Raw genomic sequence first — 24,751 nt, 5'->3', positions numbered from 1 at the left:
TCTTTCTTACTTTTTCAATATGTACTGGTTGATCGCTTCAGCAACTCCACCTTCAACATTAGTTTTATCAATATGGATTGCAGCAGCCTTTTGCACTGCAGCAACTGAATTTTTTAACGCTACTCCATGAGAGGCATATTCAATCATTGGCAAATCATTCATTCCATCCCCAATACTCATAATTTGATCAGGAGTAATGTTCAACTGTTGAGCGATTCACTTCACTGCAAACGCTTTATTAATTCCTTGAGCATTAATCTCTAAAGTTTGGTCACTTGCTGATAAAGCAGTCTCAAAGTTCAATTCTTGCATTGCTTGCAGAAATTCTTGACTCACATTAAAAGCAAGAAACTTAAAAAACTGCATTTGGTTAATCTGAGACTTAACATTTTGATATCACAAGTATTCTCCTTGAAAAAAGTGACTTTCAAATTCTCAACCAGAAGTATGATGGTCGTTTCTGGTATGAACTACTTGGGTTAAATTATCCACATAACCTCAGAGCTCAACTTCAGGAAATTTGGTAATTAAATCAAACAATACTTGGGCTTGATCACCTTGAATTGAACTTGATTTTAAAAGTTTATCCTCAACAAAATCATAGATACAAGCTCCATTACAAGCAGCGATAATCGCATTTTGAAAAGCAAACCCATTTTCCACCAACTTATTTTGAGGAGCTAAGGCGGGGCGACCAGTCACAATCACCACTTCCACCCCTTGCTTTAAAGCGGTTTGAATTGGTTTGACATTAGCAGGAACAATCTCACCACCCTTATAATAGGTAGTGCCATCCATATCTAAAACTAATAGTTTAATCTCCATCGACTAAATCCTATCTATCTGTAATAAATTATTTGTTATAGTTGATTAATTCAAGGTAATCTTCAGCAATTAGAGAAGCTCCACCAACTAAAGCGCCATCAATATCTTTTTGTTTCATTAAATCTTTAATGTTAGCTGGTTTCACTGAACCACCATATTGAATCGCAATTTCTTTAGCAATAGTTTTGTTATAAACCTTTCCTAAAGTTTCACGAATTGTTGCACAAACATCTTGAGCAATTTCAGGGGTAGCAGTTTTACCTGTACCAATTGCTCAAATTGGTTCATAGGCAACAATTACTTTTTTAGCATCTTCAGCAGAAATATCTTTGAATCCTTTTTTAATTTGATCAGAAACGAACTTATTAGTTTTCTTGTTTTCATAAGTTTCTAAAGTTTCTCCACAACACAAAATTGGCACCATTCCTGCCTTTAACAAGGCAAGCGCTTTTTTATTAACTGCTTCATCAGTTTCACCAAACATTTCCCTACGTTCAGAGTGACCAATTACGACATATTCTACTCCCAATTCTTGTAACATTGGAATTGAAACTTCACCAGTGTAAGCTCCATTTTCTGCTCAGTGCACATTTTCTGCAGCAATCTTAATATTTTTTGCTTTTTTAATCGCAGTTTCTAAAGCAGTGAAAGGAACTGCTAGCCCAGCAATTACTTTATCATTTTTTGCTTTCTTATCAACTGTTTTTAAGAAGGCTTTAATGTCAGCATTAGTTCCGTTCATTTTTCAGTTTCCAAAAATAACTTTGTTTTTCATTCTCTTTTCCTTTTCGTTTTTAAAATACTTTTTTAACTCTCTAATTATAACATTAAGACCACAATGACTATAATTTTAAGTTGTTGGTAAGTAGTTTGAAAATTACCAGTCGAAGAACTTTAACACTATTCCAAACCACGCTTCTTTTGCTAGTTAGCACATTAACAAATAAAACGTTTACAATCTTATCGAGGTGAAAAAATGAAAACAAGAACTTTAGGAAAAAGTTTAATTGTTTCTGAAATTGGTTTAGGATGTATGGGATTGAGTTTTTCATTCCCTCCTTTTCCCACTAAAGAAGAAGCGATTACATTTATTAGAACAGCATATGATAAGGGCGTTAGATTCTTTGATACAGCAGAAATTTATGGACCTTTTGTTAACGAAGAGGCGGTTGGTGAAGCGTTAAAACCTTACCGCGACAAGGTAGTAATTGCTACTAAATTTGGTTTTAAATACGAAGGTGATCAAGTCACTGGATTAGATAGTAGTGAAGCTAATATTCGTCGCGCGATAGAAGGCTCATTAAAACGTTTGCAAACTGACTATATTGATTTATTCTACCAACACCGAGTTGATCCCAACACTCCGATTGAAACAGTAGCCAAAGTAATGCAGCAACTAATGGATGAAGGTAAAATTCGTCATTGAGGATTAAGTGAGGCCTCAGCAAAAACGATTCGTAAGGCCCACCAAGTTTGCCCTGTTACTGCTGTACAAAGTGAATATTCAATGTTTTGACGTGAACCAGAACAAGAAATTATTCCTACTTTAGAAGAGTTAGGAATTGGTTTTGTACCTTTCAGTCCATTAGGAAAAGGATTCTTGACTGGAACAGTTAAGCCAGGACAAATTTTTGGTGAAGGAGATTATCGAAATACAGTTCCTCGTTTTAATAATCCTGAATACTTTGAAGCAAATATGAAACTAGTCGACTATGTTAAAGAATTAGCAAATAAAAAACAATCCACTCCCGCAGCGATTGCAATTGGTTGAATTCTAGCTCAAAAACCTTGATTTGTGCCAATTCCTGGAACAAAAAAAGTCAATCGCTTAGAAGAAAACTTGTCTGCTGCAGCAATTGAATTTACTCCTCAAGAATTAAGTGATATTGAAAAACATTTAGATAGTATCAAAATTCTTGGTCATCGTTATAGTGACTTTGCTGAATCACAAATTGATAAATAAAACAAAAAAACCAAGGTGTTTTATCTAAACCTTGGTTTTTTTGTTTGTCCTCTTAATCAGCAATAATTTTTAAAATCGCAGGTTCAGCACTTGAGGTTGAAATTAATTCAAAAGTAGCTTTCGCATCATCAACAAATTCTTGGTTGAAAGCTTTATTGGTATAAAGAGTCATCACCACTTCACCTTTTTTGACTAACTCTCCATTTTGATGATTTAAAACAATTCCTGCAGCAAAATCAATCGCATCAGTTTTTGTTTCTCTTCCTGCTCCAAGTTTCATTGAAACCGTTCCTAGTTTTCCTGCAGAAAGGAACTGTAAATAACCTTCTTTATCAGCTTTAATCTCAATTGCTTGAGTAGTCTTAAAGTTTTGATCATAATTTTCAATCACACTAAAATCACCACCCTGAGCTTGGATAAAATCCTTCAGATAATGAGCAGCTTCACCACTTTGCATTTTCTGGAACACATCACTTTTTGCAGTCTCTATATCCTCAAATAGTCCTGCTTGAACCAAACTCAAAGCAACACTAGTTGCTGCCACTTCATTTAAATCATCTGGTCCTTTGCCGTGTAAAGTATCTCAAGCTTCTCTAACTTCTAAAGCATTACCAATTGTTTTTCCTAATGGTTTATTCATATTTGAAAGCATTACCGCCATTTTTCGATGGTGGCGATGACCAATTTCAATCATGATTTTCGCCAATGCTTCAGCTTGATTAAGATTCTTCATAAAAGCACCATCACCAACCTTTACATCTAAAACCAAACCATCAGCGGGAATAATTAGTTTTTTACTCATCACTGATGCAGCAATTAAAGGTAGTGAGCCAACCGTAGCAGTTACATCTCGTAAAGCATAAATCTTTTTGTCCCCAGGAACCATGTTTTCAGATTGAGAAATCACTGACATCCCTACTTTATTAATCACTTCTTTAAATTCAGGTACTGATAGCTCACATTGTCATCCTGGACATGACTCTAACTTATCAATTGTTCCTCCAGTTGGTCCAAGTCCTCTTCCTGCTAACTTACACACCTTTAAACCATAACTTGCTGCTAAAGGAGAATAAATTAAAGTGATTTTATCCCCAATTCCTCCCGTAGAGTGCTTATCAACTTTAAAACCTTGAATATCACTTAAATCATAAGTGTCACCCGAATTAGCATAAGCACTAGTTAAAAAAGCTGTTTCTTCATCGTTCATTCCTTGAAGATAAATTGCCATTAGTAAGGCAGAAACTTGGTAATCAGGAATTTGATCATGAACATACCCTTCCACAAAAAAATTAATTTCTGCTTCACTTAAAACTTGGTTTTCTCTTTTCTTTTCAATAATATCAATCATGCGCATGATGATTTACCTCCTTTAATCTTTTAATAAACTATTACTTCTTTAAAATGTTTTTATTCATTCAGTCATATCTCTTCAAATTACATCCGCTTGATAAACATAAGTTTTTAATTTATTTGAATATATTCGTCCGAAATAATCATTTTCAGAACTATTTTTAAAATATTCATCGAGATTTGAATAAAAAGTATTCGAGACCATAATTTTTCTATAATCATTTCTTCCTGCTTCAGAAGACAATTTAGAAGCATCAATAACTGCATCACCAATTCAAATATTATTGCTAATTCCAGTTCCTTTTTTACCTGCTTTGATAATCAACGCTTCAGAGGCACCAATACCTATACCAATATCAAATGTTGGAAAATTAATATTCTCAAGTAATTTCTGAAACATATTATTAAATGTATTTACCGTCACCGCATCATCGTATATGGAACCAATATCGTCTTTGTATGGACAGTTATAAATAGCATAAACACAATCTCCACGAATTCCAATCTCTCGATAATTAGGATTTTGATCAAGAATTCTGATGATTTCTTGACAAAAAGCTCGCATCATTCGTGCTATTTTTTCTTCACTCTCATTTTTAAATAAATTTGTAGAATCAACAATATCAACAAAAAGCGCACCAACTCAAGCCTTTATTCCATTCTTATAACTAAATGCCGATTCATCTTTCGGAATTTCTTTGACATTTCTTTCAACATCTGTTCTGGAATTTAATATGTCATTAATTCGCTTCTTGGCATCTTTGTAATCACAATTATTCATCTCTTTTTTCTCCCTTACACAAACACGTGAACCATTATTGCTATAAACATCAACAACAAAGAAACTATCAAAAGCTCAATACCAAACACCAATAACTTATGTTTTCTCTTTGCGACCATTGAGTTTATTTTTATTTGCTTTGTCAAATCATCATGATACAAATCAACTTTTTGAATTTCTGTCCTAATCTCACTAGGTTCGGCATCAGCAAGATCTCAATAATATAAATTAGAATTTGTCTGAATTTTTTTAATCTTCTTGCTTCTTTTTCTCGGAATAACAACTAAGATAAAACTAAAAATTGAGCCAATAAGTAGAAATGTATAAATCACCAAGAGAATTAAAAAAGATAACTGTGTACTATGCTTAATTGTTACTGGTAGCAAAGAAACACTAACTGTTGAAAGAATTCCTGAAATGGCTAACAAAATGTTTGCTTTTGCATCAAAACTATCTATTTGTCTTTTTATTTGTTCTAGTATCAGATGATACTTGTTTGTAACTTCTTTATCATCCATAAATTTTATTTCTTAATTTGACTTGCTGCCTGTTCATCAATAATAATCGTCACGTTAGGATGATTCTTTAAAACCGTCACTGGTCAATTTTCATTAGGAGCATCCTCGACTAAATGTTTAATCGCTTCACTCTTATTTAAACCTGTAGCAATCAAAACAATCTTCTTTGCCTGCATAATCGATCCTAAACCCATTGAAACTGCCTTAGTAGGTACTTCGCTTTCGTTTTTAAAGAATCTCGCATTTGCCGCAATGGTTGAAGGAGTTAAATTAACTACACTTGTTAACGAATCAAACTTGGTTCCTGGTTCGTTAAACCCAATGTGACCATTGACTCCCAAACCTAATAATTGCACATCAATTCCTCCAGCTTGTTTAATCAATTCATCATATTGCTCGGGATGATCCAAAGCTTCGTGTTTAACACTAGGAATATGGGTATTTGGCTTGTGAATATCAAGATGATTAAACAAGTTTTCGTTCATAAAATGACGATAAGAATGACTGTCACCTTCTTTTAAACCAACATATTCATCTAAGTTAAAAGTTTTGACATTTTTAAAAGATACTTGATGATTTTTGTGAGCCTTAATTAACTCTTGATAAGTTGGTAATGGTGACGAACCAGTTGCTAATCCTAAAATTGCATTTGGTTTTTTTTCAATTGCTTTAATAAAGATTTCAGCAGTCTTTTTCCCAACTGCTAAGGGATCATTTAAAGTGATAATTTCCATTGTTTTGCTCCTTTATTATTTTCACCTTTATTTTAACTTAGAAAGAAAAGCAAACAAAGAAAAAAGGTACCAATCAGGTACCTTTTAAAATCATCAATTGCTTGTGTGGTGGTTGTGGACGGAATTGAACCGCCGACACGCAGAGCTTCAATCTGCTGCTCTACCGACTGAGCTACACAACCATAAAAAATGGCGACTCCAACGAGATTTGAACTCGTGATCTCCTCCGTGACAGGGAGGCGCGATAACCAGCTTCGCTATGGAGCCACTGTGGTTGCGGGGGCTGGACTTGAACCAACGACCTTCGGGTTATGAGCCCGACGAGCTACCAACTGCTCCACCCCGCGATATAAAGATAAATGGCGGAAGATGAGGGATTCGAACCCCCGCTCGGGTCTCCCCGACTCCCGGTTTTCAAGACCGGTCCCTTCAGCCAGACTTGGGTAATCTTCCAAAATAAAAAGAATGTTCCAACACGTCCATTTTATTGTCTAAAAAAAATGGTGGACCTTATTGGACTTGAACCAATGACCGTCCGGTTATGAGCCGGATGCTCTAACCAACCTGAGCTAAAGGTCCTTGAATAATGGTAGCGAGGGAGAGATTTGAACTCTCGACCTCTCGGGTATGAACCGAACGCTCTAACCAACTGAGCTACCTCGCCAAAATATAAAAATGGTGGACCCTATCGGGATCGAACCGACGACCCCCTGCGTGCAAGGCAGGTGCTCTCCCAGCTGAGCTAAGGGCCCAAAATATTGAAATGGTCGGGAAGACAGGATTTGAACCTGCGACCCTTCGGTCCCAAACCGAATGCTCTACCAAGCTGAGCCACTTCCCGAAAAATAAATTGCCATTGCATCATTTAACAAAATCAAACAACAATGACAAGTAATTTCAAAATGGTGCGCTCGAAGGGACTCGAACCCCCAGCCTTTTGATCCGTAGTCAAACGATCTATCCAATTGATCTACGAGCGCATGTAAATAAACTTAAACTTTAAATTTTCTTTATACCTATCATCTCTTAATGACTATAAGATTATAGCAAACAATCAGAAAATAAAGCAAGTAATAATTTACTTTTTATCACGATATTAGAGGAACCTAACCGGATTTCCTCCTACTCAATTTACCAAATGACCAACGTCTTTATTATCGTAAATAGAATGATTAACAGAATCGCCATCAAAACCTCATCGGTTCCCGTTTTCAGGAAAACGATATCACTTGGTAGGACGAAAGGTTTTACAAATTATATTCTGATAAACAGCACAAACATAATCCACCTCTTTTGCGCGATTCTCATTTACCCGCCAAGCTTCCTTTGCTGCCAGATAAAAATTCCCCATTTTTGGATAACTTCGATCAACATTTACCAATAGAATCTTATGTCTAATTTCTTCTCTTAGTAATCTCTCTCTCTCTCTTATTTTCAAACATATTTCTTTCTCTCCTCTTACATACTTTTATTATAACTAATTCCAATTTGTTGTGAGTCAAAACAAAATAAAAAGTACTTAAAAAGTACTTTTGTAATTAACTAAATATGGAGGTACTAATCGGATTCGAACCGATGATCAGGGTGTTGCAGACCCATGCCTTAGGCCACTTGGCTATAGTACCAATAAAAAGACCTAATTATTATAAAAATAATTAGGTCAAACTACAAGACTAAATCTTGATTAGTTCTTTTATTGACTAATAATTTATACTGGTTAATAAATCGTTGAACTTCTTCACCAGATAAGCATCAACCTCATTGTTATTAATAAATGCTAATGGTTCAGTACCACTATAATAACTTGCATCAACAGCAATGGGTTGGTATAAGTTCTTATACTCACTAAACCCATCATCATCAACACTAGTATTACTTAAATCAGTTAAGACACTATCAAGTGGTGAGGCTAAGCCAACATAACTTGAGTTGGCTGTAGCGTTTTTAGCATTATAAATAAAGTTAATAAAATCATATGCTGCTTGTTTATGGTGAGCATCTTTAGCAATAACCATATTATCAGAGTAGACATTGGTTCGTTGGTTAATTGTTCCAACCCCTGCTAAAGGACTAGTTAAGGCATCTGCTTTGACCCTTCCATAAGCAAAATCAGTCGGTAATTTCTTTAGATCCCGGTTTAATTGCGAGAATAACGCATCCCCGTTATACATTAATGCAATGTCAAACTGACCTTCTTCCACGGTGGTAATTAAACTATCACCCTCAGCCAAACTAATATGTTTATCTTTAATCAAATCTCGCAAATAACTATAAGCTTGATCAACTTCTGAATTTGTTTTTAAATTAGTGCGACCATACAAGATTTCTGCACCAATCATAAAGATGTTTTTAGGATCATTGTTTAATTGGACATTTAAACCAGCTTGTCCTGCTGCTTTAATAATTTGTCAATCCAATGAGCTGTTTTTTGGTTGAACTTGATTGTTATCATCAACAGTTAAACCATAACTGGTTAAGAAGTTGTTTAATTTGGGATTATTTTGGTTAAAAACTAGGGTTAAATCACCTCAGAAGTAAGGAATGGCATAATCTAAAATATTGTATTGTTCTCCTGTAGTTTCATCAGTTTCTTTGACCACTGATTTGCTCATTAAAGTGGTTAAACTACTATTAATTACTTCCTTAGTAGCCTCATCACTTGGCACTTTAATCGTGTCATCAAGGTAATTACTAATCACTTGAGTTGGTTTTTGAATATTTAGTTTTGACCAATCAACCAAGGATAGTTTGTTTTCATCAGCTAACTTCTGGACCATATAATCACTAGGAACCATTAAATCATAAGTAAAAGTATATAACTTGTTGTACAAAGTTTCATTAGCGTCAAAAGTTTGGTAGTTAATTTTATAACCTGTTGTTTTTTGAAACTTGTTAATCAATTCAGGATCAATATACTCTCCCCAGTTAGCAACCACTAAATCATAGATATTGTTCTTAACATAAGCAACAGTCAATCCTGAAAAAGCTCCCAGAGCAATGACAAATACACCTAGGGTTTTTCAAGATTTTTGTCACCAATTTTTAACCTTAGGACGATTATTACCTTGACTATCTAAATTCAAAACTTTAACTGCTTTTCGATCAACTTTAGTTTGTAAATGCGTCACTTTTTTTTCTAGATGCAGAATTTTAACTTCAACTTTGCTCAACGTTGCCTCCAAGTGGTGGTTTCGATACGCTTGCAACATGACAATTTCTAATTGACCCTGACTTTGATTAATTGTTTTATCATAGTCATCAGTGATATCTTTTCAAAGGTATAACTGCGCGTTTAAAACTTCAAGACGAGTGCTTAACGCTTCAATCTTGTTACTCTTTAAATCTCGCAATTCGTTTAATTTCTTGGTAGTTTTGCGTAAACGATAATGATTTTTCCCTTCTTCAACTTCAAGCTTTCATTGTTCTAGACCCTTAATCTTTTTCTTATACCAAACAAGATCTTTTTTTGAAAGGGTTTTTTCTTGTTTACCTTGCTCAAATTCTTTAACCCAACGATCAATTTGACGTTGGATTCGAGCAGCATGACGAGCAGCTTTTTCGTCACGATTTTCCATTCACTCAATTTCTGCTTCTAACTCTTTTTTGCGGTCCAAGAGACGAATTAATTGATTTTTTAAACGTTGTTTTTTCTTCGAATCATTACTCTTCTTTTTTAAATCCTTGCGAACTTTAACAATTGCTTTCTTAGTTTTTTCCAACCGTGAGTAATAACGTTTTTCATTACGAATTTCGTTACGAATTTCATATTGTTTTCACTCTAAACGCGAAATTCTTTTCCCGTAGTTTTTTAGTAAATAAACCTTGATTAATAACTTGATTCATCAATACCGAATTCAAAGATCAATTCGTCAAGAGTGGTGCATCACTTTTTTAGTATTTAAAATCAAGTATTCTTGGTTAAGTTTTTTATAATAACGGTCAAATTGGGGAGTTTTATAATCACCTTGACGTAATTCTTCTTCAGTTTTTTTGTTTTTGTTCTTAATAGTTTGAAAAACGTTTCACACCAAAATTGCAAAAATAATCACTGCTACTAATAAAGTTCCAAACGCATAGATAAAGGGTTTAATTTTCTTCGCTGTATAAATAAAAGTAGAAACGTTAGTTTGCGAACCACCTGTAAAATAAGAGATAATAAAATCATCAAAACTCATTGAAAAAGCAATTGCTCCAGCAGTAATAATCGCTGGTTTTAGAATTGGTAAAACCACTTTTCACAAAATTTGGTAAGGTTTTGAACCTAAATCTTGAGCCGCTTCTAAAATTGAAGGATCAACTTTTCGCAACCGAGGCATTACAGTAATTAACACATAAGGAACGTTAAACGAAATATGGGCAAATAACAAGGTTCCGATGCCAAACTTCATTCCTGCTAACAAGAAAATAATCATCAAAGACACCGCTGTCACCACATCAGCATTAATCAAAGGAACGTTGGCTATCCCAAACCAAGCTTTTTGACTCAAAGGTTTACATTTTGATAACCCAATTGCTGCAGCAACCCCAATTATTAAAGAAATCAGGGTTGAAACGACAGCGACAAATAACGAAGTAATAATTGATTTAACAAACGGCGAGTTATGGACAAAATCATCATAAGCTTTACCTGAAAAATGAACGAAATTAAAAACTGTATCCCCAGAGTTGAATGAGAAAATAACCATAATCACTACAGGGATATAAATAAACAACATTATAATCGCGAAGTACGAGCTTTTCACCAGTTTTTTCATGAGCGACGATGACCCCTTCCTCTTTTTTCAATTCGGTTAGAAAATAAACGAATGATTAACATCAATAAGAAAATCATAATGGTTAAGACGACGGCAATCGCACTACCATAACCAAAGTTCGATCCTTTAAAGAAGTAGGATTCAATTACTGATGAAATTAGGGTAATTTTTCCTGCTCCTAAATAATGGACCACAATCAAAGAAGTGGCTGCTTGGACAATCACCAAAGAAAATCCAGTTAAAATTCCTGGCATTGTTTCTCGTAAAGTAATGGTGAAAAAAGTTTTGGTGCGACTAACCCCAAGATCCATTGCTGCTTCTTCTAAATCCACGTTTCTTGCAATAATCGCATCATAAATTGGTGTGATTGCAAAAGGTAAGAACATATAAACCATCCCTACAATGACAGCAATTGGTGTACCCAAAAAAATTGGACTAAGCAAATAAAAAAATGATTGAAGTCCAAGAACTTTTAACAACATACTAATTCAAATTGGTAAAGTCACCAACACCCAAATGTTTCTTGCAAAAATCTTTGAGCGCATTTGCCCCATAATATAGGCAATTGGATAACCAATAATGACGCACAAGATTGAAGCAATTAAAGCATAAGCAATTGATAATCCCAAAGCAATCATTACCCCTTGATTGGTAAACATTTCCATAAAATGAGCAAAGGTTGATTGGAATTGAATCGAATCCCCAGTTGGCTTAATAAAAGAATAAATAATAATCGCAATTAAAGGCAGAATTACTAAAAAAATCATTACCACCATAAAAGGTGATAAGTATGGTCAAACTCGGTTGTAAAACAACTTTGAAAACTTCGTGTTTTGCAAAGTTTCCAAAGAATGATTAATGGTTTGTTTTCATTTTTTAGGCGCTTGAACTGTATCACCAGCGTTTAACTCTTCCATTGTTAGTGCTGGCATTGAAGTTTGTTCACTATTTGTAATTGTTACTGGTTCTAATGCTTCTGATTTTGTTTTTGCCACTGATCCAACCTCCTTCTAATTAACTAATCATCAACTTCTTTTCACATCACGTGAATCGCTTCGTTATTTCATTTAATCGAAACTTTTTCATTAACAGGATAATATTCTGTAGTGTGAATAATTCATTCACGGTGTTTGGTACTCTTGAAAACTAATTCCCAGTGTACCCCCATAAAGGTCGCAGAAATAATCTTCCCGTTGAAAAAACCGATATTTGGTTTTCTGACAATAATGTCTTCGGGACGAATTAGAATATCAACATTAGTTTCATTTTCTCCAAAGTTACTGTCCAAACATTTAAAGTTCTTACCATCAAATTTAACCGAATGGTCATGAACAAATTCCCCGTTTTCAATCACATTAGAACTACCAATAAACTTTGAAACTCATAAGTTTTCTGGTTCATTATAAATTTCTAAAGGAGTACCAATTTGATGAATTGTTCCTTGGTTCATAACTACAATCCGGTCACTCATCGTCAACGCTTCTTCTTGGTCGTGAGAGACCATAATAAAGGTAATTCCGACCTCTTCTTGTAACCGTTTTAACTCAGCACGCATCACTTTTCGCAAATGGACGTCTAAAGCTGCCATTGGTTCATCTAAAAGTAAGATCTTAGGTTTCATAATCAACGCTCTTGCAATTGCTACACGTTGTTTTTGACCCCCTGATAATTCATTAATCTTTTTATCTTCATGATTTTCCAAGCCAACTAACTTTAAGATCTTATCAACTTCGTGGTTAATAATTTCACGTTTAACCTTTTTGTTTTCTAAACCAAAAGCAACGTTTTCTCACACATTACGGTTAGGAAATAAAGCATAGGATTGAAAAACAGTATTAATTTGACGCTTATTGATTTTTACAGGTAATAAATCTTTCTTTTCAAAAAGAATTTCACCACTATTAGGTTTTTCAAACCCACCAATAATTCTTAAAGTTGTTGTTTTTCCACATCCCGAAGGTCCTAAAAGGGTAATAAACTCTCCTTCGTGGACATTAAAACTAACGCCTTTAAGTACAACTTTACCATCATAATACTTCGTGATATTACGAATTTCTAAAATATTAGTTTCCACTTAAAGGTCTCCTTTCAATTTAAAAGTAAAAAAACATTGCATATATTTTACTACAATAAAATAAAAAGTCACACTAAGCACCTGCTAAGAGGGGTTGAGAGTGTAAGAAAATCATAACTAAAAAAGTTTTATTTCACAACTTATTTAGTTTTTAAAATATTTTCTTCAATCCAAACTGCAACTCCGTCTTCTTTGACTCCCAAAGTTACTTGGTTAGCATAACTTTTAATGTCATCGTGAGCGTTCCCCATTGCTACACCAATTCCAGCTCACTGCAATGCTTCTTTATCATTGGCTCCATCCCCAAAATAAATAACATCTTTTTGCTCAATTTTAAGAATTTCAGCAGTTTTTTCCATCCCCACAGATTTATTAATCCCAGTCATATTAACTTCAATATTATGAGTTTTGTGTTCAGTATAACTTCATCCAAACACTTCTAATCCTAATGACTTCATTTTTTCTTGAAAGGATTGCATATTTTGACTTCTTCCATGACAAATAACTTTCATCACATCCAAATTTAAATTAATCAAATTCTTTTTTAACTTAATAAATTCTGCACGTTTACTCCGAAGATACATAAAAAAATTTAAAAAACTTACCCTACGGTTGGTATACAAATAATGTTCATCAAGAGTATAGGCAACACAATCAATCTTTTGGGTTCTAGCAGTCTCAAAAAGTTGCACTGATAACTGTTTAGTTAAGGGTTTTTGTCACAAATGATTTGTAGAATTGTCAGGATTTAAATAAAAAACTTCAGCTCCGTTTAACCCAATAATTGGTGTTTGTCCGTTATTTAACCCCAATAAACAAGCAACTTTCAAAATTCCGCGACTATTTCTACCCGTAGCAATCGTAATTAAATGACCTTGTTGTTTTGCCATTTTTAAGGTTTGAATTACTTTTAGTGAAACCTTATTGTTGTGGACTAAGGTACCATCAATATCAAAAATCAATAATTTCTTTTCCATTACTTCATCCAACCTTTATCTATTTATATTCTGACATAAAAAAAGTAACTTGCAAAAGTTACTTTTAGTTATTGAATAAATTGACTTATTTTTTGTTTTGATTGTAATCCAATCAACTTACTTGTTGCTTCTCCATCTTTGAAAAGAACTAGGGTTGGAATTGACATAATTGCAAATTCTGCAGCTAAATCAGGAAGATTATCAACATTAACTTTCAAAACAGTTAAATCACTATTTTCATTGACCAACTCTTCAATCATTGGCTCCATCATTTTACATGGTCCACACCAATCAGCATAAAAATCAACCAATACTTTTCCTTCATTCTTTGCTTGATTAAACTCATCAACACTATTAATTTTAACAATAGCCATTATTATTTCTCCTTGCTTGGTTTATTCTTTAAGAAGCGAGTTGCTAAGTAGTTAGCAACTCCATCATCCATGTTGGAATCAGTTGCATCATCAGCAACATCTTTTAGTGCTAAAGCGGCATTTTCTACCACCACACCAACATCAACTGCATCAAACATTGATAAATCATTGTATCCATCTCCAAAAGCATAAGTTTTGGTTTGATGACGATCAACTTGTAAATATTCTAACGCTTTTTTCACAGCATAACCTTTAGAAACGTTTTTTGGTGCAATTTCTAAGACACGATCGCTATATTTATGAACATCAGCACCTAATTCTTTCAACTGAGTACTAATTATTGTAAAGAACTCTTGATATTGTTCTAATGTTCAAGATTTTGGTAAAGCAATTGTTAAGTGGTTAATCTTTTGTTCTAATGCTTGGTGACTATCAATCACAATATAATCTGATCCCATAATCTGAGCTCAATATTGAGAATTAGCACCAATCGCATAAACAAACGTGGTGTCATCAGAGAAAAAATGCACTTTCATATCTTTAACACCATGAGTATGTTCAAAGACTCACTTCAAAACTTCTGTTGATAACGATTCATTAATAATTCAGACTTGATTTTTGAAGTCAAAAAGTTGCGAACCATTGTTAGCCCCAATTATTCCACCATTGACATCAATTTTCAAACGTTTGGCTTGGCGCATGACATCTCCAGTCGAACGAGCTGTAATTGGAATCAAAAGATAACCTTCTTCATAAATCTGTTCCACCACTTCTTTGGTATAAGCAGAAAAGAATCCGTTGTCTTGTAATAGTGTGGAGTCTAAATCCGAAAAGAAAAGGAATTTTTTATCATATTTTCCCATTGCAGTTGCTCACTTTCTGACTCTTTGATTATATCAATTAATTCCAAAAACAAAAAACAAGCCCATTTATTCAAATAGACTTGTTTTTTGTTGACCTGGCAACGCGCTAGTTTCGCACAAATGCACTATTTTCACCGTAATAGAGCTTAACTTCTGTGTTCGGCATGGGAACAGGTGTAACCTCTATGCTCTAGTCACCAGATTAGTGGGATTATTCTTTGAAAACTAAATACTTGAATGAGAAATCACTTGTAAATTGTTTGTTGTCCATTATATTTGCGTCTAATTTCTCTCGATCGATTAGTAATGGTTAGCTTAATGCCTCACGACACTTACACACCCATCCTATCAACCATGTGGTCTACATGGGATCTTAACTCACCCGAAAGTGAGGGGGAAAATTCATCTTGAAGGGGGCTTCTCGCTTAGATGCCTTCAGCGATTATCCTATCCACATTTAGCTACCCAGCTATGCCGTTGGCACGACAACTGGAGCACCAGGGATGTGTCCAACTCGGTCCTCTCGTACTAGAGTCAGCTCTTCGCAATTTTCCAACGCCCACAACAGATAGGGACCAAACTGTCTCACGACGTTCTGAACCCAGCTCGCGTACCGCTTTAATGGGCGAACAGCCCAACCCTTGGAACCGACTTCAGCTCCAGGATGCGATGAGCCGACATCGAGGTGCCAAACCTCCCCGTCGATGTGAACTCTTGGGGGAGATCAGCCTGTTATCCCCGGGGTAACTTTTATCCGTTGAGCGACGGCCCTTCCACTCGGGACCGCCGGATCACTAAGTCCTGCTTTCGCATCTGTTCGACTTGTAAGTCTCGCAGTTAAGCATCCTTCTACCTTTGCGCTCTATGCATGATTTCCAACCATGCTGAGGATACCTTTGAGCGCCTCCGTTACATTTTAGGAGGCGACCGCCCCAGTCAAACTACCCACCAGACACTGTCCTTGGCCCCGATCAGGGGTCGAAGTTAGAAATTCAATGTGCCAAGGGTCGTATTCCAAGGTTGACTCCCCACCCCCTAGCGGTTGTGGTTCAAAGTCTCCGACCTATCCTCTACATAGCACACCAAATTTCAATATCAAGTTATAGTAAAGCTCCACGGGGTCTTTCCGTCTAGTTGCGGGTAACCAGCATCTTCACTGGTACTAAAATTTCACCGAGTCTGTAGTTGAGACAGCGAAGGGATCATTACGCCTTTCGTGCGGGTCAGAATTTACCTGACAAGGAATTTCGCTACCTTAGGACCGTTATAGTTACGGCCGCCGTTCACCAGGGCTTCAATTCAAAGCTTCGCTTACGCTAACCTCTCCTTTTAACCTTCTAGCACTGGGCAGGCGTCACCCCCTATACTTCGTCTTACGACTTAGCAGAGAGCTGTGTTTTTGTTAAACAGTTGCCCCTCCCTCTTCACTGCGGCTTGGTTTTCACACCAAGCACCCCTTCTTGCGAACTTACGGGGTGATTTTGCAGAGTTCCTTAACTACAGTTTTCTCGCTTGCCTTAGGATTTTCTCCTTAACCACGTGTGTTCGTTCTCGGTACAGGTAATTAGTTATTAAGTTAGAAGCTTTTCTTGGAAGCTTAGGGTCATGTACTTCACTACTAAGCGAACTGTTCGTTCCCCATCACACTTCAGTGTTGAATACGTTGTGGATTTACCAACCAACGCCACCTTTGTGCTTAGCCCAGGACAACCAACGCCTGGGATACACTACCTTTCTCCGTCACTCCATCACTAACTAATCAGTACAGGAATATCAACCTGTTGTCCATCGAATACGCCTCTCGGCCTCTCCTTAGGTCCTGACTAACCCTGGGTGGACGAACCTTGCCCAGGAATCCTTGGTTAAACAGCATGAGAGATTCTCACTCTCAAACGTTACTCATGCCGGCATAATCACTTCTAAGCGCTCCACCAGTCCTCACGGTCTGACTTCATCGCCCTTAGAACGCTCCCCTACCACTGTATAAAATACAATCCGCAGTTTCGGTGGAATACTTAAGCCCCGGTACATTTTCGGCGCAAAATCACTCGACTAGTGAGCTGTTACGCACTCTTTAAATGGTGGCTGCTTCTGAGCCAACATCCTAGCTGTCTGTGCAATTTCACATCCTTACACACTTAGTATTCACTTAGGGACCTTAACTGGCGATCTGGGCTGTTTCCCTCACGAGCATGGACCTTATCACCCATGTTCTGACTGCCGTGGACGAGATAGTGGCATTCGGAGTTTAATTTTAGTCAGTACCGCTAGGTGCGGCCATTCTAAATTCAGTGCTCTACCTCCACTATTCTAACCACGACGCTATCCTTAAAGATATATCGGGGAGAACTAGCTATCTCCGAGTTCGATTGGAATTTCACCGCTAGCCACAACTCATCCACGGTCTTTTCAACGAACGTTGGTTCGGTCCTCCATTGGGTTTTACCCCAACTTCAACCTGGTCATGGCTAGATCACTCGGTTTCGTGTCTACAACTACATACTAAACGCCCTATTAAGGCTCGCTTTCACTACGGCTCCACACTAAAAGTGCTTAACCTTGCATGCAACTGTAACTCGCCGGCTCTTTCTACAAAAAGCACGAGGTCACGCCTTAACGCGCTTCCTCTTCTTGTAAGCATATGGTTTCAGGAACTATTTCACTCCCCTCTCGGGGTACTTTTCACCTTTCCCTCACGGTACTGGTTCACTATCGGTAAAATGGGAGTATTTAGGCTTACCAAGTGGTCTTGGTAGATTCCGACAAAATTTCACGTGCTTCGTCGTACTCAGGAACATTTCTTGAGGTTCAATGATTTCGTATACGGGAGTATCACCCTCTGTGCTGTGGTTTCCCAACCACTTCTACTATCATTAAACTTGATTACTCGTTATGAAAGTCCTACAACCCCGGTTCGAAAACCGGTTTGGCCTCTTCCCTGTTCGCTCGCCGCTACTAAGAGAATCATTATTTATTTTCTTTTCCTCTAGGTACTAAGATGTTTCAGTTCCCTAGGTTCCCGACTTTGTAGCTATGTATTCACTACAAGTCAACAAGAGGTAAATCTTGCTGGGTTTCCCCATTCGGATATCACCAGATCAAAGCTCACTTCCAGCTCCCTGATGCTTTTCGCAGGTAGTCACGTCCTTCTTCGGCTCCATTTTCCAAGGCATTCACCATATGCCCTTACTTTTATTAGAAGAAATCTAATGGCAATTTACAAATTTTAGTTATTTTTTTCTGATCTCAATATCATCGATTAATAACTTAATTTTAGAAAATTGTTTTGTTTTAATTTTTATTTTTTCTCATCAAATATTTAGTTGTCAAAGAACAATCTGTTTTTCAGAAGTTAAATTAATAACCCCTGAAAACTAAATAGAACCAAATAGTCAAGATTGGTGGAATCCAATCCATTCTTATCAATAAACTCCATAGAAAGGAGGTGATCCATCCGCACGTTCCCGTACGGATACCTTGTTACGACTTCACCCCAATCGCTAGTCCTACCTTGGAAGGCACCCTCCTAAAAGGTTAGGTAACCTGCTTCTGGTATTACCAACTCTCGTGGTGTGACGGGCGGTGTGTACAAGACCCGAGAACGTATTCACCGCGGCATCGCTGATCCGCGATTACTAGTGATTCCGGCTTCATGAAGGCGAGTTGCAGCCTTCAATCCGAACTGAGACTGACTTTATGAGATTAGCTCCTCCTTGCGGGATTGCGACTCTTTGTATCAGCCATTGTAGCACGTGTGTAGCCCAGGACATAAGGGGCATGATGATTTGACGTCATCCCCACCTTCCTCTAGCTTACACTAGCAGTCTCATTAGAGTCCTCAACTGAATGTTAGTAACTAATGACAAGGGTTGCGTTCGTTGCGGGACTTAACCCAACACCTCACGGCACGAACTGACGACAACCATGCACCACCTGTCTCAATGTTAGCCTCCGGTATATCTCTATACCATTGCACTGGATGTCAAGCCCTGGTAAGGTTCTTCGTGTTGCTTCGAATTAAACCACATGCTCCACCACTTGTGCGGGTCCCCGTCAATTCCTTTGAGTTTCACACTTGCGTGCATACTACTCAGGCGGAGTATTTAATGCGTTAGCTGCAGCACCGAACTTAAGTCCGACACTTAATACTCAACGTTTACGGCGTGGACTACTAGGGTATCTAATCCTATTTGCTCCCCACGCTTTCGTGCCTCAGCGTCAATAATGACCCAGTAAACCGCTTTCGCCACAGGTGTTCTTCCATATATCTACGCATTTCACCGCTACACATGGAATTCCGTTTACCTCTGTCACATTCTAGTCGTATAGTTTTTAAGGCGAACCAGAGTTGAGCTCTGGACTTTAACCTTAAACTTACACAACCGCCTACGCACCCTGTACGCCCAATAAATCCGGATAACGCTTGCCCCCTATGTATTACCGCGGCTGCTGGCACATAGTTAGCCGGGGCTTTCTGGTAAGGTACCGTCATCACCAAGACATTTCCTTCCTGGCTTATTCTTCCCTTACAACAGAGCTTTACAATCCGAAGACCTTCATCACTCACGCGGCATTGCTTCATCAGACTTTCGTCCATTGTGAAAAATTCCCTACTGCTGCCTCCCGTAGGAGTCTGGGCCGTATCTCAGTCCCAATGTGGCCGATCAACCTCTCAGTTCGGCTACGTATCATCGTCTAGGTGGGCCTTTACCCCGCCTACTAACTAATACGCCGCATCCTCATCTTTTAGCGATCCAAACGGATCTTTCCTCTTCTTCTGATGTCATAATGAAGATCTTATGCGGTATTATCCTTCGTTTCCAAAGGTTATCCCCCACTAAAAGGTAGATTAGATACGTGTTACTCACCCGTTCGCCACTGGAGTGCAAGCACTCCCGTTCGACTTGCATGTATTAGGCATGCCGCCAGCGTTTATCCTGAGCCAGGATCAAACTCTCATTTTAAATATAAATTCCTTTTTGATGCTGACTATTCTTTTATCTCAATTAAATTGTACGAGTTATTTTACAATAACTTTTTTAACAAGTAATTGGTTGTTCTATTTAGTTTTCAAAGATCATTTTTCGTTAAAAAACAAAGAAAGATTGTGAAGTTTTAATTCATTTTCATAACTCGTTTTTCCCTAACGACAAATAAGATAATACCTAATTATCAATAGCAGTGCAAGTACTTTTTTCTTTTTTTAAAAAATAATTTCAAAATTGAATTTTTAATGCTTTTTACACATTAAAAAGACAAAGATTTACATCTATCTAATAAAATACAAAGTTTACCACTTGCTCAATTTGTTTAATTGTTTCATAATAAGATTATTAATTAAAAGAGGGTGAAAGAATGAATTTAACTGAAGGAAAGATTATCACTTTAAGTCATGAAGGCAATGATGGTCGAATGTATAATCATCCTCATCTGGTTATTAGTGTTATCAACAAAGAAGCAGTTGTCCTACAAATAACAGCAATTAAATACGATGAAAATAATCAGCATCCCTACTTTTCTAATAAACAAATTGAAGAAGAGGATTACCAAGGTTTTACAGTTGATTTAACGACTGAAGAAGGAATGAAATACAATTCAGTTGTTCTTTTGCGATATGTCACCATCGTCGCTGAACAAGATCGCTATCGAATCGTTGGTGAATTAACTAATCTTGAAAAGTTAATTCTAATAAATTGACGTTATTGAAATGAAGTAGAACCATTATTAAATGAATAATAAAAACCAAACAGATTTTTTAATGTCTGTTTGGTTTTTTGTTCATAAAATGGTGCGGGATAAGGGACTCGAACCCTTACGTACAAAGACGCTAGATCCTAAGTCTAGTGCGTCTGCCAATTCCGCCAATCCCGCATTGATAAGTGGTGACTCGCCGGGGACTTGAACCCCGGACCCACTGGTTAAAAGCCAGTTGCTCTACCAACTGAGCTAGCGAGTCGTACATACAAACAAGCAAGATTATAATAACACAAGTTAAAAGACATTTTCCATATCAAATTTTAATAAGATGAAAAGAAGTGAAAAAAGTAGCCTTAATCGTTTTTCGCTTTCAAATCATTGACAATTTGTTCCAAATTTATCACTAACTCTTGGTAATTTTCAAGGTCTCAACTATCTTTAGATTTTTCTCTGTCGAGAATTCAATCAGTTCTTAATCAAGTCAACAAATCATCAAAAGAAAATCTACAATTAAGTTCTTCGTATAAATCTAGATATTCAATTACTGAAAAATTTCCCATTCTCTTATTAACCATATAAATAAAGATAGAAAATAATCTTTCCTTTTGTATTCATTTGGAAATATTCCCGTAATCTTCTTTACCAAAATCATTCAAACTAAAAATATCAATTAGTTCTGCGGCAAGAAATTTTTTATCGCTAAATTTATCTTGCTCTAAATTTATGGTCTCAACGATTAAAGATAAATCGTAATGTTCTATCGACCTTAATTGTTTCATTTTAAACAAGGACATTAGAACCAATGAAGATGATTGAATAGAATCATTCATTCTATTCTGTTTTTGTTTAATAAAAATAGAATCACCAGGGAATATTTCGTTCTGTTTATTCGTTTTAATTTCTTGAAAAAAAGGATCATCAAACCAACCACTGTTTAAATCATCAGATGTGTAAAAAACATTTTCTTTACTATCATATGAGAAAGTAATCAAACTTAATTGATCCGATTCTCCTATTAAAAATTTAAAAATCAACTTCTTTTTTTCTCATTTGAAATTATCAAATATTTTTTTGTTAATTTTTAAAATATCAGAAAGATTATTGATTTTGTATTCATCATCAAAAGCATTTTGAAGTTTAAAAAAAACAAAAAATCGAATCATGTATATTATTATTGTTATATATTCAGGACTATAGTTATTTAACAAATTATTAGTTGAATCGGAAAAAAAATCTATTTTTTTAAAATAATTTTTATTAATTAAAAATGTATAAAAGAAGTGTAAGAAAATTTCATTGATTTTGATGTTATTTTTAAATCACAAAGAAATTAAAAACTCTTGCAAATTAAAAAGAGAGATTTTATTCGATGTTTCAAATAAATCTACTATTTTTTTAAAAGTGTCAATATTCCAACCAAAGTTTTCATTAGTTCTTTCAGGCATTATCAACTGGGAAAAAACATTGTAAACAATTTCACGCATTTCTACAGAATAAAACGTTCCCTTAAAAATAGAAATTTTATTCCCATTGTCATCACAGAGACCGCTTGGACTTATACTTAATTGTTTTTTCTGTTTAAAAAAATAAGTTGGTTGGTAAACTCTTAAAATAGCATAGTCTATTACCATATAAATAAAAAAATCATCATCTGAAAAAATAATCTTTAATCAATTAATATTTGTATTATTTTCTAATAACGAATGTATTATTGGAAAAATCATATTGATTTTTCTTACATTAAACTTTTTAATCATTAATTCTCAATAATGCTTGTTAATTTGATTATTGAAAAATTCTTCTATTTTATTTTCATAATTATTTAATTTTCCATATTTTTTTAACGCAGAGAAAATCAAGTCCCTAGCCTGCAAATCATTGATAGCAGCTTCATAAATGAAATCAAAATTTTTATTATAAAAATCAATTAAATTTTCTTCATAATCAATCGACAAAATGGATGAAAAATTCCTACTTCTTCTATTAATGAGATTGCGCTGAGAAAAATAACTACCAACATTATGAGGACTATTTCTAGAAATTGATGGTATATAAAACCCTATTTTATCAATTCCGTCTTCTATATTTTTTAAGTTTCTATTTAATATTTCAAATTCTTTACTTATTTTACTTAATTCTTCATTTTTTTCCTCTCCTGACTTTTCTTCATAGTTAGTAACGGCTACAATCGAGCAAGAAATAAATTTCTTTTTCCTAAATAAATTTATTAGACAATGATTTTTATTTTTCCTTAAAAAAACACTAATCATTTTATCTCTAAACAATGAAATTTCATTTGTGATATTCCTTTTAAGAGAACTATCTTGTAATCTATCTAAATCATCAAATATAATTATCAAATTTTCAAAGTCAACAAAATGTTTATTTGATATTTCATTAATATTTCTAGAATTAAAATTAGTTTTTAACACATAGGTAACGTTATACAAGACTGCAATTAATGAAGTAATGGTGATAGCAAAAATCAAATAAATTGGTCAGTACTTTTGATTACTTGTCCCAAAGAATATTCCCATTAATCCACCAATTAAACCTAAATAAGGAACTAAAACGTAAACTCAAAAATTCACTAACAATTGATTAAGTTTATACATGAATCGGGACCACTGAGAAAAAATCTTTTTTTGTATAAACTCACAGAAAATGCTCCCAGAAAAATTATTTTGAATTTCAAAACAATTTAAATAAATAATTTTTCGATAAATTTGAAATTTCAATTTGTTAATCTTATCTTCATTATCTTTTATTAGTTTTTCCAATTGATAAACTCAATTATTATGATTTTTTATGTCTAATTTTAAATTTGAAATTTCTTTTCTCTTGTTCTTGTTTTCTTTCTGCAAGTTTTTAATGTTTTTCTTTATCCGTCTAGTTTGACGATTAGATAACTTATTATCAATACTTCAACCCATCTTGTTTTTTAAATAATAAGTTTTACCCATTCCTGGGTTTCCTACAATTAAAGTACTAAAAACTTTATTTTCATTTTGTTCCCTTATATTCTCAAATTCTTCCTCAAAATCATCCATAATTATTCTCTCCTATCTAAAATAATCTTAAACTCCTTCAGAATCGAAAACAGTTATTATCAAACTTTTCTACAAAAAAACATACCCGAAGGTATGTTTTGTGATTCTTAGCAATGGTGCTGGCTATAGGAATCGAACCTACGACCTACTGATTACGATTCAGTTGCTCTACCGAACTGAGCTAAGCCAGCAAGAAGGAGTCTTAATGACTCCCAATTTATTAGACATTTGTTCATAAACACCCAGCCTACAAACAAGATTATCTTAACATAAGTTATTTTAATTCTGGTCAAGACATTAGCGATCTTTTCAAAATCAAAACATAAAAAAACACACCCCAAGGCGTGTGATCAATTCCGGCTTTTTGAATGGTGCTGTCTATAGGAATCGAACCTACGACCTACTGATTACAAGTCAGTTGCTCTACCGAACTGAGCTAAGACAGCGAATGGTGGAGTGCAACGGGCTCGAACCGCTGACCGCCTGCTTGTAAGGCAGGAGCTCTCCCAACTGAGCTAGCACTCCAATATTTAAATAATGGTAGCCTGTACGGGGCTCGAACCCGTGAATCCACGGATGAAAACCGTGTGTGTTAACCACTTCACCAACAGGCCATTGTTAATGGCGGCTTTTACAGGACTCGAACCTGTGACAAATCGGTTAACAGCCGATTGCTCTACCAACTGAGCTAAAAAGCCAATTACTATTCTCCTATCAAGACAATAAAAATTATAGCAACCTTCTAAATTATTGTCTATATCTTTTTTGTTTTTTTCAAAAATAGTTTTTAT

General features: G+C 35.4%; 15 protein-coding genes, 17 tRNA genes and 3 rRNA genes. 2 read left to right on the top strand and 33 right to left on the bottom strand.

Translation table 4 applies throughout. The annotated features are described in order from the left end of the window. Positions 1-6: 6 nt before the first annotated feature. The gene (locus LD125_RS00555) at positions 7-825 is read right to left on the bottom strand and encodes a Cof-type HAD-IIB family hydrolase (protein ID WP_250137607.1); all 819 of its coding nucleotides are present in this window, start codon (positions 823-825) and stop codon (positions 7-9) included. Positions 826-853: 28 nt separating this feature from the next. Next, positions 854-1,600 (bottom strand): triose-phosphate isomerase, encoded by a 747-nt coding sequence (gene tpiA, locus LD125_RS00550; RefSeq protein WP_250137608.1) that lies wholly within the window; start codon positions 1,598-1,600, stop codon positions 854-856. 201 nt (positions 1,601-1,801) lie between these two features. On the opposite strand from tpiA, the gene LD125_RS00545 reads away from it, so the two are divergent. Further along, a complete protein-coding gene (locus tag LD125_RS00545; protein WP_250137609.1) occupies positions 1,802-2,788 on the top strand; it encodes an aldo/keto reductase in 987 nt (328 codons plus the stop codon). A gap of 52 nt (positions 2,789-2,840) precedes the next feature. Here the strand turns inward: LD125_RS00545 and LD125_RS00540 are convergent, their stop codons facing one another. The 23 genes from LD125_RS00540 to LD125_RS00430 all read right to left on the bottom strand — a co-directional run bounded on the left by LD125_RS00540 (position 2,841) and on the right by LD125_RS00430 (position 20,177). Further along, a complete protein-coding gene (locus tag LD125_RS00540) occupies positions 2,841-4,145 on the bottom strand; it encodes a thymidine phosphorylase (protein ID WP_374982318.1) in 1,305 nt (434 codons plus the stop codon). Between the two features lie 39 nt (positions 4,146-4,184). Next, the gene (locus LD125_RS00535; protein ID WP_250137611.1) at positions 4,185-4,919 is read right to left on the bottom strand and encodes an adenylate/guanylate cyclase domain-containing protein; all 735 of its coding nucleotides are present in this window, start codon (positions 4,917-4,919) and stop codon (positions 4,185-4,187) included. 14 nt (positions 4,920-4,933) lie between these two features. After that, positions 4,934-5,437 carry a Pycsar system effector family protein gene (locus tag LD125_RS00530; RefSeq protein ID WP_250137612.1) on the bottom strand — a complete coding sequence of 168 codons (504 nt, stop codon included), beginning with the start codon at positions 5,435-5,437 and terminating at the stop codon, positions 4,934-4,936. 5 nt (positions 5,438-5,442) lie between these two features. Next, positions 5,443-6,171: a glucosamine-6-phosphate deaminase gene (gene nagB / locus LD125_RS00525; RefSeq protein WP_250137613.1), complete on the bottom strand. Its 729-nt coding sequence runs from the start codon at positions 6,169-6,171 to the stop codon at positions 5,443-5,445. 106 nt (positions 6,172-6,277) lie between these two features. Then, positions 6,278-6,353 (bottom strand) — tRNA-Phe (locus LD125_RS00520). 8 nt (positions 6,354-6,361) lie between these two features. Beyond that, positions 6,362-6,438: transfer RNA gene (locus tag LD125_RS00515), tRNA-Asp, on the bottom strand. Between the two features lie 4 nt (positions 6,439-6,442). Continuing rightward, positions 6,443-6,518: transfer RNA gene (locus LD125_RS00510), tRNA-Met, on the bottom strand. Between the two features lie 13 nt (positions 6,519-6,531). Further along, positions 6,532-6,624: transfer RNA gene (locus tag LD125_RS00505), tRNA-Ser, on the bottom strand. 48 nt (positions 6,625-6,672) lie between these two features. Continuing rightward, positions 6,673-6,750 (bottom strand) — tRNA-Ile (locus LD125_RS00500). An 8-nt stretch (positions 6,751-6,758) separates the two neighbouring features. Beyond that, positions 6,759-6,835 (bottom strand) — tRNA-Met (locus tag LD125_RS00495). 12 nt (positions 6,836-6,847) lie between these two features. Continuing rightward, positions 6,848-6,923 (bottom strand) — tRNA-Ala (locus LD125_RS00490). Between the two features lie 12 nt (positions 6,924-6,935). Beyond that, positions 6,936-7,012 (bottom strand) — tRNA-Pro (locus LD125_RS00485). A 62-nt stretch (positions 7,013-7,074) separates the two neighbouring features. After that, positions 7,075-7,151, bottom strand: a tRNA-Arg gene (locus LD125_RS00480). Between the two features lie 569 nt (positions 7,152-7,720). Beyond that, positions 7,721-7,796 (bottom strand) — tRNA-Cys (locus tag LD125_RS00475). 75 nt (positions 7,797-7,871) lie between these two features. Then, complete coding sequence (potCD, locus tag LD125_RS03850) at positions 7,872-10,925, bottom strand: spermidine/putrescine ABC transporter permease/substrate-binding protein (RefSeq protein WP_250137615.1); 3,054 nt, start codon at positions 10,923-10,925, stop codon at positions 7,872-7,874. Then, positions 10,886-11,920, bottom strand: a complete 1,035-nt coding sequence (potB, locus tag LD125_RS00465) for a spermidine/putrescine ABC transporter permease (protein WP_250137616.1) — start codon at positions 11,918-11,920, stop codon at positions 10,886-10,888. The genes potCD and potB overlap by 40 nt, the downstream gene beginning before the upstream one ends. 23 nt (positions 11,921-11,943) lie before the next feature. Then, positions 11,944-12,999, bottom strand: a complete 1,056-nt coding sequence (gene potA, locus LD125_RS03845; protein ID WP_250137337.1) for a spermidine/putrescine ABC transporter ATP-binding protein — start codon at positions 12,997-12,999, stop codon at positions 11,944-11,946. 140 nt (positions 13,000-13,139) lie between these two features. Continuing rightward, entirely contained in the window at positions 13,140-13,976 is an 837-nt protein-coding gene (locus LD125_RS00455) for a Cof-type HAD-IIB family hydrolase (protein ID WP_250137617.1), read from the bottom strand. A 68-nt stretch (positions 13,977-14,044) separates the two neighbouring features. Then, a complete protein-coding gene (gene trxA, locus LD125_RS00450) occupies positions 14,045-14,350 on the bottom strand; it encodes a thioredoxin (protein WP_250136921.1) in 306 nt (101 codons plus the stop codon). A gap of 2 nt (positions 14,351-14,352) precedes the next feature. Further along, complete coding sequence (locus LD125_RS00445) at positions 14,353-15,279, bottom strand: Cof-type HAD-IIB family hydrolase (RefSeq protein ID WP_250137898.1); 927 nt, start codon at positions 15,277-15,279, stop codon at positions 14,353-14,355. Positions 15,280-15,306: 27 nt separating this feature from the next. Next, positions 15,307-15,415: ribosomal RNA gene (rrf, locus tag LD125_RS00440) — 5S ribosomal RNA — on the bottom strand. A gap of 77 nt (positions 15,416-15,492) precedes the next feature. Further along, positions 15,493-18,413 (bottom strand): 23S ribosomal RNA (locus LD125_RS00435). A gap of 238 nt (positions 18,414-18,651) precedes the next feature. Next, positions 18,652-20,177: ribosomal RNA gene (locus LD125_RS00430) — 16S ribosomal RNA — on the bottom strand. Together the 16S, 23S and 5S rRNA genes form the textbook arrangement of a ribosomal RNA operon. A gap of 391 nt (positions 20,178-20,568) precedes the next feature. On the opposite strand from LD125_RS00430, the gene LD125_RS00425 reads away from it, so the two are divergent. Beyond that, positions 20,569-20,949 (top strand): hypothetical protein, encoded by a 381-nt coding sequence (locus LD125_RS00425; RefSeq protein ID WP_250137653.1) that lies wholly within the window; start codon positions 20,569-20,571, stop codon positions 20,947-20,949. A 50-nt stretch (positions 20,950-20,999) separates the two neighbouring features. On the opposite strand, the gene LD125_RS00420 is transcribed toward LD125_RS00425, so the two are convergent. The 8 genes from LD125_RS00420 to LD125_RS00385 form a co-directional block, all read right to left on the bottom strand. Next, positions 21,000-21,084: transfer RNA gene (locus LD125_RS00420), tRNA-Leu, on the bottom strand. 9 nt (positions 21,085-21,093) lie between these two features. Next, positions 21,094-21,169 (bottom strand) — tRNA-Lys (locus tag LD125_RS00415). A gap of 94 nt (positions 21,170-21,263) precedes the next feature. Then, entirely contained in the window at positions 21,264-23,960 is a 2,697-nt protein-coding gene (locus tag LD125_RS00410; RefSeq protein ID WP_250137654.1) for a hypothetical protein, read from the bottom strand. A gap of 114 nt (positions 23,961-24,074) precedes the next feature. Then, positions 24,075-24,151, bottom strand: a tRNA-Thr gene (locus tag LD125_RS00405). Between the two features lie 178 nt (positions 24,152-24,329). Then, positions 24,330-24,406, bottom strand: a tRNA-Thr gene (locus LD125_RS00400). 3 nt (positions 24,407-24,409) lie between these two features. Beyond that, positions 24,410-24,485: transfer RNA gene (locus LD125_RS00395), tRNA-Val, on the bottom strand. A 13-nt stretch (positions 24,486-24,498) separates the two neighbouring features. Next, a tRNA-Glu gene (locus tag LD125_RS00390) sits at positions 24,499-24,574 on the bottom strand. Between the two features lie 8 nt (positions 24,575-24,582). After that, a tRNA-Asn gene (locus LD125_RS00385) sits at positions 24,583-24,658 on the bottom strand. Positions 24,659-24,751 lie beyond the last annotated feature (93 nt).

The organism is Mesoplasma sp. JKS002658, assembly GCF_023566355.1.
Classification (GTDB): domain Bacteria; phylum Bacillota_I; class Bacilli_A; order Mycoplasmatales; family Mycoplasmataceae; genus Edwardiiplasma; species Edwardiiplasma whartonense.
This window is presented reverse-complemented; position numbering and strand designations above follow the sequence as displayed.